The following is a 16,260-nucleotide window of genomic DNA, read 5'->3' on the forward strand; positions in this document are numbered from 1 at the left end:
CGCTTATTCACTCACAATTCGAAGCTCCCTGCTGTCCGGCAGTTTGGGAAAGCTGGTCCCTCCCAAAGCCTGATACCAGTAACACACCGTAAACAGGTCGTCTCTTCTGGCCAGGTAGAGATCCTTCCTGGTCCATCCCAGATCCTGTATCTCGATCCTGATATCCGACTGGAAGCGGATTGCGTCCTGCACATGCCAGCGGTACATGGAAAACCTGGGCTGGATATTGTACAGCCCGTCCGGCTTCCGGTAATAATGCATCCCAAGATACGGCGTGCTGTATGTAGTATACGCCCCGTCCACTTCGAAGTTAAAGGACCCGCCAAAGTAATCTTCCGTGCCGGTGTAAACGATGGAAGGGGCATCCTGATCATTGTCCAGATAAATCTTCAATTCCCCTTCGCCCCACCAGCGTCCGTCCCCGTTTAAACCGATGCTCATGGCCAGTCCCACATATTTTCCCTTTCCCCGCACCCCATTAAGGACCGTATGCACCTCTCCCTGGCGCAGCGGTTTGGACTGCCGGTACTGGGCGTGGAAATATCCGATGTTCTCCGGCAGGCTGGTCCGGATATAATTAATCTGATAAAAACACATGTAATCCCGTTCCGTCCGGTTTTCGATGGTCATCCGGCAATGCCTGCGAAACGGCATCTTCCAGAAGCAGTTCAGCCCCCGGATCGGTCCCACTACCACCTGGGAAGAATTCAGGGTAAAAAAAGGGCCTTTCATCCATTGGTCATCCGGCGTTTCCGCCCAGCCGTAGGCAAAGAAGTCCGGCAGGGGGCATTCCACGGAAGGCTCTGCCGATTCGTCCCAGTAGATTCTCAGGATGTAATTTTTATCAACCACACCGCCGAACCACATACTCTCGATCATACCGTTGCCGTCTATATCTGCAAGCGTAAGCGTCTCCCCGGGTTTGATCAGTTCACACGGATGGATCTTCCACCCTTTTCCCAGTTCCCGGGCAGCACCGGCGCCGAAGCCTTCGGCTGCCAGAGCGCCCTTTCCCTTTTCCCCTTTTGGATTCTCCGGTGAGATACTATAGCTCACCGCGTCATCCAATAACATCATATCTGATCTGTCGTCCATCTGCCAGCTCCTCATGTAATTTTATTCTTATTTTCTTATAATTGTTGTCGGCATACTCTCTTATAACCGTCCCGGCTTGTAATGATTTCTGTCCCTTATCATCCCTTGATGGCTCCCGCCACCATGCCGTGGCGGAACTGCTTTTGCATACACAGATACAGTATCACGATCGGTACCGAGGCCCACATGACCGCGCCAAAGACGATATCCCAGTTCGTCGTATACTGTCCGATCGCCCGGTAGATACCCGTGGTAATCGTACTGCCGGTCCTGGCATCCAGGATATACAGCGGCGGCAGAAAATCATTCCAGATCCACATACCGGAAAAAATAATCACGGTGGAGGTACATGGCTTTAACAGCGGCAGCAAAATCGAGCGGAAGATCACAAACCGGCTGGCTCCGTCGATCTTCGCGGACTCTTCCAGGGATGTGGGCAGCGTCTTGAAGAATTCCACATAGAGGAAGAAGGACACGCTGAAATAGACCGCGCAGTTAAACAGGATCATTCCCGGCATCGTCCGGAGCAGATGAAAAAAAGATAACGTCTTGATACTGGGTATCAGGATCATCTGGACCGGTATCATCAGCCCCATCAGGAAGAATACATAGATGCCGTTGTAGAACCTGGTCTTATTCCGGGCCACAATATAAGCGGCCATGGATGCCACCAGAATCAACAGCACCAGCGAGCATCCGGTGATCAGGATACTGTTCAGATAGAGTCTGGGGATTCCCGCGCTGTTCCAGGCAGTGACAAAATTCTGCAGGGTAAAGGAGGCAGGCGGGGCCAGCGGTTTCATGATAATGTCTTCATAGGGTTTAAATGCGTTTACCACCGCGATATACAAGGGCAGCGCAAAGATAACTGTGAGCGCCACGGCTGCGATTCTGGAAATGACGGAGACTTTCTTTCTCCTCTTCATCAATAATCCACCTCCATCTTTTTCAGAATCAGGTACTGGACTGCCGTCACCACCGCAATGAACAGGAACAGGACCAGAACGATGGCTGAGGAATATCCCAGCATATTATAGTCGGTCATTCTGGATACCGCATTGACCGCGATCGTCTCGATGGTCTGCGGTGTCATGATCTTTACAAAATCATACTGGCGAAGCGCGTTTATCACGGAAAAGATAATGGATATCGTAAGGCCCGGAACCAGCAGCGGTAATGTGATGCGGAAAAATTTGTGAAAAGCGGACGCGCCGTCCACCTGGGCCGCCTCATACAAATCCTGGGGAATCGTCTTCAGCGAGGCATCGTAAACCGTCACATAAAAGCCCAGGCCGGCCCAGGAGATCGCCATAGTAACCGTCAGCGTCGTGATAAACGGGGAGGCGAAGAAATCTACATTGGCGCCTCCGAAAAAACCGATGACCGCATTGATCACGCCTCCGTTGCCCTGTGTCATATAGGACCAGATAAAGGACACCACCACACTGCTCAGCACACAGGGAATAAAGATAACCGCTTTACACAGATTGTAAGTTTTCTCTTTTTTATCCATCCAGACCGCGATCAGTACCCCGAATACATTGACAAAGATCACATTGAACGCGGTCAGGATCAGCGTAGTTTTCACCGAATCCCAGAATGCCTGGTCCGTCATCAGATTCACAAAGTTCTTCAACCCGATAAACTTATAGGTGGGGCTGATCCCGTCCCAGTTCGTAAAACTGTAATAAAAACAGACTACGATCGGTACCACCATAAAGATCAGATAGATCAGACTGCCCGGCAGCAAAAACAAAAAGTCAGATAGTTTCGTTTTCCAGTTTTTCATACAGGCCCTTTCGTTACTGGGCGTTATCCAGAAGCTTGTCAAACTCCCGGTCCAGATTTTCCAGTTCTTTTTGCATATCCGCATTTGGATCAGAGGCCAGCTTCAGAGTGAATTTAATCAGCAGGTCGGACCCACCCGCGATCCAGGCGTTATCTCCAACGGTGTCAAAGAAATTCGGGATTCCCTTATATTCATCCATCATTCCTTCGATCTCTTCGTGCAACGGCGTCTTTTCATACTTCACTTCTTCCTTCAGCGGTGTAAATAACTGTTCTGTCTGAAGGAACTGAGCTGACCAGGTGGGATCCTGGATAAAGAATTTCACAAAATCCTTGGCCACCTCCGGATACTTGGTCTGAGAGCTGACGGACAGGCCTTCATTTACCCACAGAGGCATCACCTTGTCGGCTGCGTCATCACCTGGTATGGGGAAGAAGCCAACTTCGAAGTCATGGGGCATATTCATCTCGTCTCCCTGGGTCCAGGAGCCCATCATATACATGGCGCTTTTTCCGCTGAAGAAGTATTCATTGCTCTGGGCATAGGTCATACTGGACCGGTCGGAGGTATTGTATTTTGTCATAAGATCGACAAATTTCTCCACGCCTTCCACGAATTCAGGCGTATCGGCAAAATTCGCCTCTTTCTTCATCCTCTGCTGCGGCCAGTCCGGAACCTTGGACAACAGATCCACCGTCTCGATACACTGGAAAGGAAGGGTATGTGCCCAGCCGTCTTTTAAACCCATCACAGCCGGAGTGATTCCCTTGCTGTTGAACGTATCACAGATCTTCACCAGTTCCTCCCAGGTTTCTGGTACCTCCAGATGATTCTCTTTGAACAGATCCTTATTATAAAACACGCCGCCCACCTGGATCTTATAGGGTACGACATAAATCTTGCCGTCTATCCTGGATACATATTCCGGTTTGATCATGTCTACATCGCTGTCCTCGAAAGGCAGTAAAGCACCGGACGGAACAAAATCACTGGGAGTGGCCATCACCATGACGTCAGGAAACTGGCCGGTGGAAAGCAGGGTCTTCGCGTGTTCCCGAACCGTAATGTTGGAGGATGGCTGGAAGATCAGCTCAATATGTACATTGGGATGCTCCGCCGTATAACGGTCGACCACCACCTGCCAGAAATCCCTGGTGAGAATAGGGGTTTCGTTGGCCAAAAACTGGATATTCACCTCTTCCTCCCCGGCAGTTTCCTGCCCGGATTCCGGCGTTTTTGCTTCCTCCTTTGCCGGACTTTCGGCCGGAGCAGCTGAAGGCGCCGCGGCCGGCTCCTCTTTCGCACCGCAGCCGGCCAGCAGCGCAGCGCCCATACACAGACACATTACCATAGCAACTAACTTTTTCATATACCTCTTCCTTTCTGCTTTTAATGGTTTCATTATAGCATTGGAGGCTGTGTATGATAATGTCATGGATTCTATATTTAAGGGCACAAATTCTAGGATTTTGGGCGTCGTGCTAAAGGGCCGGGACTGTCTCCATTTTCAACAGGCTTCGCAGGCTCCGGGTGAAGGTAAGCTGGACCAGGAAATACAGAACCGCCAGAATCAAAAAGGCGGCCGCTGCCGCCGGCGGACTGGTCTGAAACGGCATATAATCGCCGGTTTGAAGCGAAAGGGATCGCAGAATAGTCTTTACGGTCAGAACTGCCGGATATACCAGGAGCAGGAAGGAACCTATAAGAATCGGCCTGTAGATATCGATCAGCATTTTGCGGACTTCCCGGGAGGTATAACCCATCATGTGCAGGATCAGGATTTCCCGGGTGCTGCTTTGAAAATTCAGAAGCAGGGCCAGATATAACAGAATACAGCCGATGAGGCAGCCGATAACCTGGTTGATGACGGCGCTGGTCCGGTTGGATACGGAATCACGTTCCAGATCTGCCCGGATCTGGCTGCTTGTTTTTAAGGTATCGGGATCGTACCGGTTCTGTATACTGTAGATCCCATTGTAAGCTGTGTCCGGCAGCCCCATGATTTGGGACAGATCGGACTGGGAGAGATAAATATGATTCGATTCGGCGTTGAAAGCAACCGCGGTTATCGTTGCCCTTAAACCGGTATCTGACTGGGTGGTGTCCCATGTGATGGTGACCTGTTCTCCGACCTTGAATCCGTATAGTTCCTGCAGGGATGGCGGGATCACGATTTCTCCCGGTTCAGGCAAGGGAATGGGATTTCCGCTGGAATCCAGCAGAAGGAAGAGGGTTCCCCCTGGGTGCAGGCTTATGAGGGTCTGCGGCAGCACGGTATTTTCCCTGCGGATACTGCCCCCCGTGTCCAGATAGGGCTTTCCTTCTGCGTCCGGATTGTTTTTCACGGGACCTAATTGCGGCCGGTTATAGTGATTGTCATAGAGATAGGAACGGCCCGCGGTCTGCTGACGGTATACCGTTGGACTGCTGACATAGAGGGAATAGGAAAGCAGAAACATGACCGTAAATCCGGCCGTGGACAGCAGAATCAAAAAGACTGCTACGGGTCTGCGCAGAGCCAGACGGATGGGCAGCCTTATTTTCTCAGGGAACAGGCGGGAAGTCCTGTCTGAGATTCTGAGAATGACGGAATCTTTCGCGGGCTGATTTGTACCGTTCAGGAGAAGCCCGGCTTCCCGGCGGCTGATAGGCAGAAAGGTAAGGTATGGGACACAGCCAAATACCAGCGCCGGCAGGAAAAAGCCAACGGCCAGCGTATCCGGCTCCAGGCCTTTCGCCAGATCCGTCAGGGAATATGACTGCTCGGAGGCCAGGATCAGAATATCGGACGCGAAATATCCGGCGGCCAGTCCGAAAACGGCTCCGGTCAGTGAGAGCAAAACGGTGTACAAAAGACAAGGAATCAGAATCTGTGTATTGGAAAAACCCAAGGCTTTCAGACCGCCCAGCTGCTTTTGGTTCTGACGGTAAAAATTCAGGAAATAGATGGCGAATACAAAGGCAGTCAGCAGAAGAAAAGCTGCCAGCAGATTGCGGGAAAGAATGATGTTGGAACTCAGTCCGGTGTAAAACAGCTGTTGATTTTTTGTCAGCTGCGGAATTGATTCGAGTACCTTTATGTTCGCATCGACAGAGAAATGAACGAAATAATACATAAATGATGTGAAGGTGGTTAATAACAGTAATAGTATTGTAAATATTTTATTTCTGAGCAGTTCCCGGTAAATCTGTTTACATAAATATTTCATTGTCCCCTCCTCAGGCGCTTACTGCCATACCATATCTTCCGCACGAATCGGACTGTCGTTGTATTGGTCGCTGTACAGCAGACCGTCCTTAATCGTAATAACCCGGTCCGCTGTCTCCGCGATCTGAAGGTTATGAGTGACGAACAAAACCGTGATTCCAAAAGCGGATTTTAATGCGTGCAGAAGGGATACGACTTTCTTGCTGTTGGATTCGTCCAGGGCGCCTGTCGCTTCATCGCAGAACAGGATATCCGGCTTCTTGATCACCGCTCTGGCGACTGCGGCGCGCTGCTGCTGTCCGCCGGAGAGCTGAGCCGGGAATTTGTCCAGCAAAGCTTCTAACTCCAACAGCTTTGCCAGCTGGTCCAGTGACAAGGGGGCAGAGTCCGGGGCTTTTCCGATTTCGATATTTTCACGGATGGTCAGATTATTCAGCAGCAGATAATTCTGAAAGATATTGCCGGTTTTCCTTCGCTTCCATCCGGCCAATTGTGCCTGGGACATGTCCGTGATGTTATCACGGCCGAAACGTACAGTTCCCTGTGTGGGCTTTAAGAGCCCGGAAAGGATGTTCAGCAGGGTGGTTTTGCCGGAACCGCTGGGGCCCAGCATTACGGTAAATGAGCCCTGTTCTACTTTGAGGCTGATCCCTTTTAAGACTGCGTCCTCATTTTTATAGATCTTAGTGATACCGTAAGCTTCTATTACATTCTTCATATCTGCCTCTTTCTATCGTCTGTTTTTATCACTTGTTTCTATTACCTGTTTCTATTGCCTATCTATCGTCTATCTATCGTCTATCTATCGCTTGTTTCTATTGTTTATTTCTAGCGTCTGTTTTTATCTTGGATATTTTTCCGTATTCTTTTTTACGCAGGTCCAGCTCCCGGTTAATGGCATCCACATCCGTTCTGATCCTGAAAATGTCGATGAGGCTGCCGATAAAATAAACGGATATTCCCAGCAGAACCAAAACCCACAATGGCGTGCTGCTGTACCATTGAAACAGCCATCCAAAGCCAACCAGCACCGCCAGCATGTAGCTGAGCTCTACTGCGATTTCCACCAGATAGTAGGCACTCTCAAACCGTTTCAGAGCGATCATTCCCGCATGTATCACTACGTTTGCCACCGCCGCCTGGAATACCGTTTCGATGCACAGGAACCGAGCCTGATATAATTTTGCCACCACCGCCAGCAGAATCAGGGAGAGGCCTGTGGTAGCCAGAAAATTTTTAATCTGCTTTTTCATATTTTCCTCCAACGGCGCTTGCACTGCGCCATGAATTTTTCGGTTATAGGTTCACACTTCTTTTTATCGTTCCTGCAGCATTTCCTTGATGACGGACACATACTTCCGGGTCACATTGATCCGTTCCCCATTAGTCAGAACAGCTTCCATGCGGCTGTTGATCAGCGGCCGGATACTCTCCAGCACCCGGATATTCAGGACACAGGACTTGCTTACCTGGACAAATCCTGCGTCCGCCAACTCTTCCAGCAGCTGATAGAGCCTAAGTTCTGAACGATATACTTCTTTTTCACCATAGACAAAGGTATGCTTATCCACGCTTTCCGCATAGTAAATATCCGCCGCGTGGAGCCAGACCTCTCTCTGGTCAGCGCTGCACTTTAACGTACGGTCGTATGTCCTTAGATAATCTTCCAGACGCCGGACGGTACTGTCCATGTGCGGTGCATAGCGGATCAGTACTTCCATGTCTTTTTGATTTCTATCCTGCTCTAATTTTATATTCATGTTTAGATCCCTCTTCCAGTTTATATGCGAAACCGCTTATTTCGCAATAGTTACCGAACTAACATGCAGTTTGACACTACCAACTTGCAGTTGAACTCTGCTTTTGTTTCTGTTTTCATTCTATGTGTCTGATTGCCAAAAATCAATGATCTACTAAAAACAGTATGCCGCCCTCAAATCCAATAACCCTGACAATCTCTTTTGACCCGCTATGCATAAACCTTAAACCGGCAGGTTCTAACCGCATTATGCCGCAGTGTATCGTGCGATCCATTCGGAGTGCTTTTTATTTCTTAATAATTCTTTCCTAAAAATAAAAAGACTGGATTTATACATAAGGATTTTTAAACCCTCATATACAAATCCAGCCCGGTACTCTCTCCCGTATTTTAAGTCAAGTATCTTTTGGATAGTTCTTTTGAACTACTTTGGATAGTTCTTGTACCTTAATTTAGCTAGTTTTTTACATAACTTTGGATAGTTCTCTTGCATTACTTTGGTTAGTTCTCTTACATTACTTTGGTTAGTTCTCTTGCATTATTTTTTGCTGCTTTTTTTGCATTTCTTATACTGGTTTATAGTTTTTTACTTGTTCCTTATATTTATATGCTTTCTTATAATCCAATACGTTTTCACCGATTCTATTTCACATACATCTGCATCGGATAAGAGAGATATTCCACTGGCTCTAACTGCTCCACAGTTACATACCCTGCCGGTGCGTTCAGAATCGTGGGTATCCTGTTGACGATTGTCGCGCAGGTATGTTCCACGGTTGCCGGTTTCTGCACATAGAAGGTTACATCCGGCTCGCCGATGATCTTCCAGTCACACATATCTCCATCGTCGGGTCCGTATACTTTACCGATGCACTGGGTCTCGATCACAGGCCCCTGGAAGGTTTCCGTTGTAACCACGGCGCTCATGCCTATGCAGTTCCCCTTGGGAATAGTTCTGCCCAGGGTGGAGGAATACAGATCCGTATCATAGAAGTACGGGACACATTTCTGCGTCTGGGATTTGATCGTCCATCCCATCTTTGCACACAGGGATTCATTGGAATTCCATACATAGGAAGGCTCCAGTGTGGTCGGATGAGCGATCTTTTCCTCGAATTCTTCCGGCGTGAATCCTGCACCGTGGGCCTCTGCCAATGCCAGACCATAATCTTCCACATTGTAGCTGACCGCTCCCTCGATCCGGTCGATCCGGTGAACGCCGCCGGCCACACAGCCGATCATATTGATCCAGTAGATATCCTGCATTCCGGCGCCCACGATGGTACAGTTATTTTCTTTCGCCAGTTTGTCTAATTTATTGGTAATCGCGGAGGCGGTTGTCCACGGGTAGATCGCCTCTTCACAGGTAGTAACCACATTGATACCGCGTTTCACGCAGCGCTCAAAATGCGGATAAACATCGTCCATAAAGCTAAACAGGGTTAACACGGCAATATTTGCGTCACAGTTGTCCAATACGGCATCCGCATCACTCTGGATCGTTACTCCCAGCTTAACGCCTAATTCAGCCCAGTCACCCACATCCATGCCGACCACTTCCGGATTGACATCGATCGCTCCGACGATCTCCGCGCCTTTTTCATACAGATAACGGAGTGTATATTTGGACATCTTTCCACAACCATACTGCACTACTCTTACTTTTTCGTTATACATATGCGATACCCCTTTCCTGTCGCTCCCTTATATCCTTCCTATCTGCCCGCAGTCTTTTGTCTGCAACTCCTGGCTGTGTAACAGCTCTTATAGGATTTAGTATGGAAGCCGCTTGTCTTTGTTTTCTTACGGCTTCATTGTAAACTTTATAACAGGAATAGGGTCAATACTGCAATTGTTACAAATTTAACGATATTTTATTGGTACTTGTAACCGTAGGAACATACCCCGTTCCTCATACTCCATCAGCGGGATTTCCGAAATCACCTCACATATATAATCCCCGCAGATCACGTACCCCTTCTCTTCCACTTCGTTCAGCAGCCGGTCGGCGTATTCCAGTTCCTGCTCAAAGCCCTCGCAGTAAATGCACAGATAGGTATTGCTGGGTATCCTGGTAATCAGTGATTTATCTACGTATTCCTGGTCTACAAACACAAAGACCACTTCCGAGTAAAAATTCCGTTTCAGAATGTTTTCCCGGGTGACGATCGATCCGGCATTGCAGAAATAGATCTGAGGCAGCTGATTTTCCATAAGGCTGTCCTTCAATTGCCGCAGAACCTTTTCATACATTTCGATCCCATAGTCATAGAAATTTTCTTTTGACTTCACACAATACATCTGCCTCTCCCGAATGAATTCGGTCAGGATCGTCCCTGTCCTGGGGGCATTTTCATATTGTTCAAAGCTGTCCAGGGTTCGTTCGATCGCCCGTCTCTGATACTTCAGTTCCCGGATCTGCCTTTCGATCTGGCTGCTTTTCTGACGCAGGACACTCTTCATCATATCAATATTTTTATCTTCCATGTGCATCTTGATATCTTTAAGGCTCATACCCAATGATTTCATATACTGAATCATATCCAGCTGTGCACACTGGCGCATATCGTAATACCGGTATCCATTTTCCCCCACATGGACAGGACTCAAAAGCCCCATGCGGTCATAGAGCCTCAACGTCTGTTCGGAAATGTGGTTCAATCTGGCCATCCTGCCAATCGTCATCTTATCCATTAATTTCCTCCAGTGCCGCATTTACTGCGGCTTAGTTCAGGTATGCGTTATGCGCGTTCCTCCGGTGCCGCATTTACTGCGGCTTAGTTCAGGTATGCGTTATGCGCGTTCCTCCGGTGCCGCATTTACTTAAGTCTAGCTCAAATAATCTTACAACAAAACAATAACTTTATACTTACTATAAGGTTTTCGACAATAATCTCCATCAGGAAACATATTGTAAACTAAATAAACCAGACTTTAGGTTTGCATAACATCCCGTTCAAACCTTTATTCAATTATAACATATCTGCGCCTGTTATCGATAGAATATCCACTTAAATTATTTATACATATCACAAAAATACCTTATAATAATCCGGCCGCTGCTCCTAAACAATTTTATTGCCACTTGTATTGTAAAATCAACCGAATACTGCAAATCGATTGATAGAGATATTCGATTTTTCTATAATAAAATCAGGAAGGGGGATTGACTCCATTGCAAATCGAAATAAAAATTGACAGTTCCTGTATTGAACCCAGAATAATCATCTTAACTGATACGATTACAGATGAGGTAAACAACATAATGAAAAAATTATCTGAAGATGTCCCTCAGATAATTACCGGCAATAAAAATAATAAAATTGAAGTGTTGGAACAAGTGGAATTGATTCATATTTATGCGAATACGGGAAAAGTTTTTGCGGTCACTAAGAAAGGGGAATACACCTTGCGGCTCAGACTATATGAAGTGGAGGAGCGGTTGAATCCGCATCAGTTTGTCCGCATCTCCAATTCAGAGATCATTAATTTAAAACAAGTCAATAATTTTGATCTCAGTTTTACAGGTACCATCTGCATCCGGTTATCAAACGGAATTACCACCTATGTTTCCAGAAGATATGTTTCCAAAATTAAAAAAATATTAGGAATTTGAGGTGAAAATATGAAAAAGAAAATAATTTTACGCAGTGCTTTGGGCTTCCCGCTTGGAATTGCTATCGGATATTTAATCACTATATTCATTTCTTTTGGTTGGGCAAACGGGCACTATTCACCATGTATGCCTGAACTGGTCTCTATTATGGGAAATGAAATCAATGCCGTTATCCTACAGGCGCTGCTTTGTGGTTTATTAGGCGTAGGTTTCGCGGCAAGCTCTGTGATATGGGAAATAGACCATTGGAGTATGGTTAAACAGACCGGCGTTTATTTCGGAATCATTTCTGTAATCATGATGCCGATTGCCTATTTTACGTACTGGATGGAACATAGCATTACAGGGTTTCTCATATATTTTGGGATATTCGTTCTTATTTTTATTATTTTATGGATCATTCAAATTATGATCGGCAAACGCACAGTAAGAAAAATGAACGCCAATTTATATAAATCGCAGCGTGATAACCAGAGTAAAAAATGAGTGGATCATCTGCCCTGTCTGCACAATGAAACTTGTGACGGATTGCTGCGAAAATACGTTTCTTCGCAAATCACCGTGTCAGGCCTTCACACAGACAGGGCAGATGGCTCTCCAAATACAGCTGGAATTAGGTACAGGACTCAAGCATTAACCTTACCGGCTCCCTTTATTTCACAATTCTCACGAATTTCTTCTTTCCTATTTTTAATACGTCTCCGTTTGCCAGTACATAATCAAAGTCCTCCATCTTTTCCCCATTTAACTGGACACCACCCTGGGCCACCAGTCTGCGGAATTCGCTGTTAGACGCGGTATATTTGGCTTTGGTAAGAAGCGGAATTATATCTGCCAGTCTGTCTTTCTCCTCTTCTATAATCAGTTCCGGTATATCCTGCGGGATACCTTTTTCCTGAAACGCGGCAGCATAGTAATCTTCTGCCTTTTTCGTATTTTCCTCAGTGTGATACAGGGACGTGATGATCCGCGCCAGTTCCAATTTTACATCCCGCGGATTTTTCCCCTGTTCCAGATCTCTTCTGATTTCTTCCACCCGGTCCGGATGAACATCTGTAGCCAGCTCAAAGTATTTCAAAATCAAGCGGTCCGGAACCTCCATCACTTTTTTGAACATGGAAGGGGCCTCTTCATCGACTCCGATATAATTTCCCAGGCTCTTGCTCATCTTCTCCACGCCATCCAGGCCCTCCAGAATGGGCATGAACAGAGCTGCCTGCGGTTCCTTCCCCAATGTTTTCTGAAGCGTGCGGCCCATCAATATATTAAAAGTCTGATCCGTTCCGCCAAGTTCCATATCCGCATCGATGGCTACTGAGTCATAAGCCTGCATCAGGGGGTAAAAGAATTCGTGCAGACCGATCGGCACTTCATTTTTATAACGGTTCTGAAAATCGTCCCGCTCCAGAATTCTGGCAACCGTGGTGGTGGCTGCCAGGCGGATCACCTCTTCGAAATTCATCTTCCCCAGCCATTCACTGTTAAAGAGCACCTCCGTTTTATCCCGGTCCAACACTTTAAAAATCTGTGTCTGATAGGTCAGCGCATTTTCCTGCACCTGCTCCTTACTCAATGCGTTCCTGCCTTTGGATTTTCCGCTGGGGTCTCCAATCTGTCCGGTAAAATCACCGATGATAATAATCGCTCTGTGACCGAGATCCTGCATCTGTCTGATTTTGCGAAGCACAACGGCATGGCCCAAATGAATATCCGGTGCGCTGGGGTCTAATCCCAGTTTGATTCTCAATGGTCTACCAGCTTTCTGTGCGTCACTCAATTTTTGCTTTAATGTTTCTTCACTTACTACCTGCTCCACGCCTTTCATGATAATCCGGAATTGCTCTTCTACTGATACTGTCATAACAGACCTCCTGATAAAAAAATGATATTGTTTCTTTAATACCGCAAGGTCTATAAGATTAAATCCACAATTTACCCAAACCTACAGGATTTGATCTTTGCGTCCTGCTGAAAGGGTGTTTGCACTCCCCCGGAGGGCTTTTCATTTCATAGGAGCTATTTTCCATGAAATCAAAAAACTCCCGTCCTGTTCTAAGGACGAGAGTATATCTCGTGTTACCACCTTAAGTTCATAAACAGCTCACACTGCTTACCTCTTCAAGTACGGCCGGATATTCCTGCGATACTCTAGCACTATAACGTGTGCGGGATCCGTCGCAGCCTACTGTACTCTTTCAGTGCGAAGCTCAAAGATGTATTCATAACAAGTTTCCCATGCGCCTCTCATCAACCGGCAGCTTTCTGTATGTTTCACTTATCACTACTTATTCTTTTCATTGCTTTTCTTAATCATATACTCCGAATTATGATCTATAATTCTTCGTTATGCGGTTTATTAAATTGATGTAATTATAGCCGGGTTACTACTGGATGTCAAGGGGATTTCAACATATTATTTCCTATTTCAGCATATTATTTCCATGTTTGCCAAAACCGGTTGGCCCAGTTTCTCCTTGACGTTAAATACTTCTGCTACATTTTATCACTATCTGCGTCTAAACAACTCTTCTATACCAGTACAATCCTATATGCATCACAGTCATCTGAAATATTTCCACATAATACGGAAAAACTGATCAATCGGAATATAATCCATTTCAGGATAATTCACGGCAATGCTGCTTTTGCGTGCCTGCCTGACCGTCCCGCTGATCTCATAATGTTGAAACGTTACCGTATAGAAGCATTTATAAAAAGCCGCTTTTTTACAGTTGATATCCAGAATATCGCGGTAGAAGATCTGCCTGTGTCCCGTCATATAATTTGGATTGCCAAATCCGCTGACCGGGTCTGATTTGGATAGAATTCTCTTATTCGTAAAAATCAGCGCCAGATACAGCGGGTTCTCCTTTCCGCTCCCTTTTGTGTTCAGATACAGCACCGGATATTCGTTCGGCAGGAGCGTTACCTTAGCTTTTTTTAACCATACGGCGATGTCCGCGTAATGGTTCTTATAATAATTATAGGCAAACCCCTCATAAAAACGGTTGCTGTTGATGATAGCCGTCAGCTCCAGAGGCATTCTGGATATCATCTCATTAAAAGTATAGACGGACTCCGTATCCGCAGGTATAGCAGCAGAATTCTTCGTCATCTCATCTTCCAGCTCCAGTTGACGCAGTCTCACGGAAGCGGACTGATCCCCGCCTTCCTTTGCCTTTTGATACCATTTTATGGCAAGCTGCCTGTCCTTGGAAATGGAACCGTATCCTTTCTCGTAAAAAGAGGCCAGCCGGCACTGTGCTCCCGGTACCCCGCCCTCAGCCGCCGCTATAAAACATCGGATCTTTTCCTCAGGCTTCGTCGACTTTATCCCCTGTTCAAATAGTTCTTCCGCAGATGCGATCTTCCTTTCGTCCGGATAGGCGGCAGTACGCGTTCCCGGAATCCTATCTGTCCCGTCAGTCTCATTACCCGGGCTCCTCTTTTGGATTGAAAAGTCTGATATCATCGGCCCATACACCATTCCAACCGCCACCGTCTCCTGCGGTTTCCCGATCATCTGTAGTCTGTCAGGATTCATCCTGATCTTAGGAAGGCAGACCTCCCCCAGCTGAGGCGCTCTCCCCGTCAGAATATCCTGAATAAAATACCACTGGCTGTGGCCTCCGCTGAGAATCACCAGATCTATCGCCTGGCCTCCCGGAAAGTCAGGCGCCGCCGCCTTCGCATGTTCCAGGCTTCCGTTCACAAGCACCGCAAAATTTTTCAGGTAATCCGCACAGGCCCGCTCGAACTCTGTCCGGTCAATCGCCGGGGAAAAATCGGGCAGCGCAGGGTAAGGATTCTTTACTGTCTGAAAGTAAGGTATACTTTTGCCGCGCATCAGTGTTCTGGAAACTGTGATCTCCTTCCAGGCCTTGATATTGTCTAAATATTTTTCCGTAAAGCTTTCTATAAAATGCTCGGGGACTATCTGCGCGTTCTGCCGGAGATAATCTTTTACATACCCGCAGAGGATCTCATCGATATCTTTGCCTCCAAAATAGATATCGTTCTTCTTATCCGGCCAGGTCGCTATGATCTGTGTACGGCCGTGCTCATATTTACATACGGCAATATCTGTGGTCCCCGCCCCCATATCGATAAACAGCAGATAGGACCCCTTATTCTCAGCGAGCCTTCCGCCTGCGCTCAGATCTTTTTCATCCTGGACCATCACAGCCTTAACAGCTGCTTCCGGTTCCGTAATTCCCCTGACATTTCGAAAACCCGCGTCTTGTGCGGATTTTATCATAAACTCCTTGTTTTCGTCGTTATATTTTGCGGGATAACTGATATAAGTGATCTCCTCATCAGAACTGTCACCCAGCTGATTCGTCTGCTGGCTGTAGCCGCGGTACAGGTATGCCATAAATTGTCTGGTTAGCCATCTCGCACGCCTGCGGATCTCCTGATCCGGACTTTCCAGTTCCACCTTGAAATTCCGGCAGCTCTTCATGCCCGGCTGCTCAGCAGCCGCGTAATATCCAAATTCACAGTCCGCCTCGTTCAAAGCCAGGTCCTCCTGAATAACGATATCCTCCGGTATCTGCATCAGCGTCGGAACACTGTCCCGCCCGTCAAACAGCACGTTGCTGACGAACAGGCGGTCCCCCACCGGCGTTCCATCCTCCTCATATCTTTTCACACGCACTACAGTTGTGCTTGTTCCGAAATCGATTCCTATTATCCTTTTTTTCATGAGAATCTCCCTCCCGCGATACTTATTTATGAGTTGCGGCATCCGCCGGTGCGACTGGACACCTTATCTGATTTGCACTTATTCTAGC

The 16,260-nt window shown here is 47.1% G+C and carries 14 protein-coding genes and 1 other annotated feature; of the genes, 2 read left to right on the forward strand and 12 right to left on the reverse strand.

From position 1 onward, the window contains the following. Nucleotides 1-3: 3 nt before the first annotated feature. The 10 genes from ABC831_RS14125 to ABC831_RS14170 all read right to left on the reverse strand — a co-directional run bounded on the left by ABC831_RS14125 (nt 4) and on the right by ABC831_RS14170 (nt 10,545). A complete protein-coding gene (locus ABC831_RS14125; protein WP_343248748.1) occupies nt 4-1,095 on the reverse strand; it encodes a glycoside hydrolase family 172 protein in 1,092 nt (363 codons plus the stop codon). 98 nt (nt 1,096-1,193) lie between these two features. Next, nucleotides 1,194-2,021: a carbohydrate ABC transporter permease gene (locus ABC831_RS14130; protein WP_343248749.1), complete on the reverse strand. Its 828-nt coding sequence runs from the start codon at nt 2,019-2,021 to the stop codon at nt 1,194-1,196. Then, complete coding sequence (locus ABC831_RS14135) at nt 2,021-2,884, reverse strand: carbohydrate ABC transporter permease (protein ID WP_343248750.1); 864 nt, start codon at nt 2,882-2,884, stop codon at nt 2,021-2,023. The genes ABC831_RS14130 and ABC831_RS14135 overlap by 1 nt, the downstream gene beginning before the upstream one ends. 13 nt (nt 2,885-2,897) lie before the next feature. Next, nucleotides 2,898-4,253 (reverse strand): ABC transporter substrate-binding protein, encoded by a 1,356-nt coding sequence (locus tag ABC831_RS14140; protein ID WP_343248751.1) that lies wholly within the window; start codon nt 4,251-4,253, stop codon nt 2,898-2,900. A gap of 112 nt (nt 4,254-4,365) precedes the next feature. Further along, nucleotides 4,366-6,093 (reverse strand): FtsX-like permease family protein, encoded by a 1,728-nt coding sequence (locus tag ABC831_RS14145; protein WP_343248752.1) that lies wholly within the window; start codon nt 6,091-6,093, stop codon nt 4,366-4,368. A gap of 18 nt (nt 6,094-6,111) precedes the next feature. Continuing rightward, on the reverse strand, nt 6,112-6,810 hold the full coding sequence (locus ABC831_RS14150) for an ABC transporter ATP-binding protein (protein WP_343248753.1): 699 nt from the start codon (nt 6,808-6,810) through the stop codon (nt 6,112-6,114). A 97-nt stretch (nt 6,811-6,907) separates the two neighbouring features. Beyond that, the gene (locus tag ABC831_RS14155) at nt 6,908-7,345 is read right to left on the reverse strand and encodes a hypothetical protein (RefSeq protein ID WP_343248754.1); all 438 of its coding nucleotides are present in this window, start codon (nt 7,343-7,345) and stop codon (nt 6,908-6,910) included. Nucleotides 7,346-7,408: 63 nt separating this feature from the next. Continuing rightward, entirely contained in the window at nt 7,409-7,852 is a 444-nt protein-coding gene (locus ABC831_RS14160) for a LytTR family DNA-binding domain-containing protein (RefSeq protein ID WP_343248755.1), read from the reverse strand. A gap of 641 nt (nt 7,853-8,493) precedes the next feature. Then, nucleotides 8,494-9,528, reverse strand: a complete 1,035-nt coding sequence (locus tag ABC831_RS14165) for an NAD(P)H-dependent amine dehydrogenase family protein (RefSeq protein ID WP_343248756.1) — start codon at nt 9,526-9,528, stop codon at nt 8,494-8,496. 186 nt (nt 9,529-9,714) lie between these two features. Further along, entirely contained in the window at nt 9,715-10,545 is an 831-nt protein-coding gene (locus ABC831_RS14170) for a MerR family transcriptional regulator (RefSeq protein WP_343248757.1), read from the reverse strand. Nucleotides 10,546-11,116: 571 nt separating this feature from the next. Between ABC831_RS14170 and ABC831_RS14175 the strand changes: the two genes are divergently transcribed. Further along, nucleotides 11,117-11,467, forward strand: coding sequence for a LytTR family DNA-binding domain-containing protein (locus ABC831_RS14175; protein ID WP_425524589.1), 351 nt, complete (start codon nt 11,117-11,119; stop codon nt 11,465-11,467). A 9-nt stretch (nt 11,468-11,476) separates the two neighbouring features. Next, nucleotides 11,477-11,953, forward strand: coding sequence for a DUF3021 domain-containing protein (locus ABC831_RS14180; RefSeq protein ID WP_343248759.1), 477 nt, complete (start codon nt 11,477-11,479; stop codon nt 11,951-11,953). 166 nt (nt 11,954-12,119) lie between these two features. Here the strand turns inward: ABC831_RS14180 and tyrS are convergent, their stop codons facing one another. Together tyrS and ABC831_RS14190 are read right to left on the reverse strand one after the other, a co-directional pair. Further along, on the reverse strand, nt 12,120-13,328 hold the full coding sequence (gene tyrS, locus ABC831_RS14185; protein ID WP_343248760.1) for a tyrosine--tRNA ligase: 1,209 nt from the start codon (nt 13,326-13,328) through the stop codon (nt 12,120-12,122). A gap of 190 nt (nt 13,329-13,518) precedes the next feature. After that, nucleotides 13,519-13,774: a binding site (T-box leader), on the reverse strand. 253 nt (nt 13,775-14,027) lie between these two features. Continuing rightward, nucleotides 14,028-16,172, reverse strand: a complete 2,145-nt coding sequence (locus ABC831_RS14190; protein ID WP_343248761.1) for an Hsp70 family protein — start codon at nt 16,170-16,172, stop codon at nt 14,028-14,030. Between the last annotated feature and the right edge of the window lie 88 nt (nt 16,173-16,260).

Source organism: Diplocloster hominis, assembly GCF_032380655.1.
GTDB classification, from domain to species: domain Bacteria; phylum Bacillota; class Clostridia; order Lachnospirales; family Lachnospiraceae; genus Diplocloster; species Diplocloster hominis.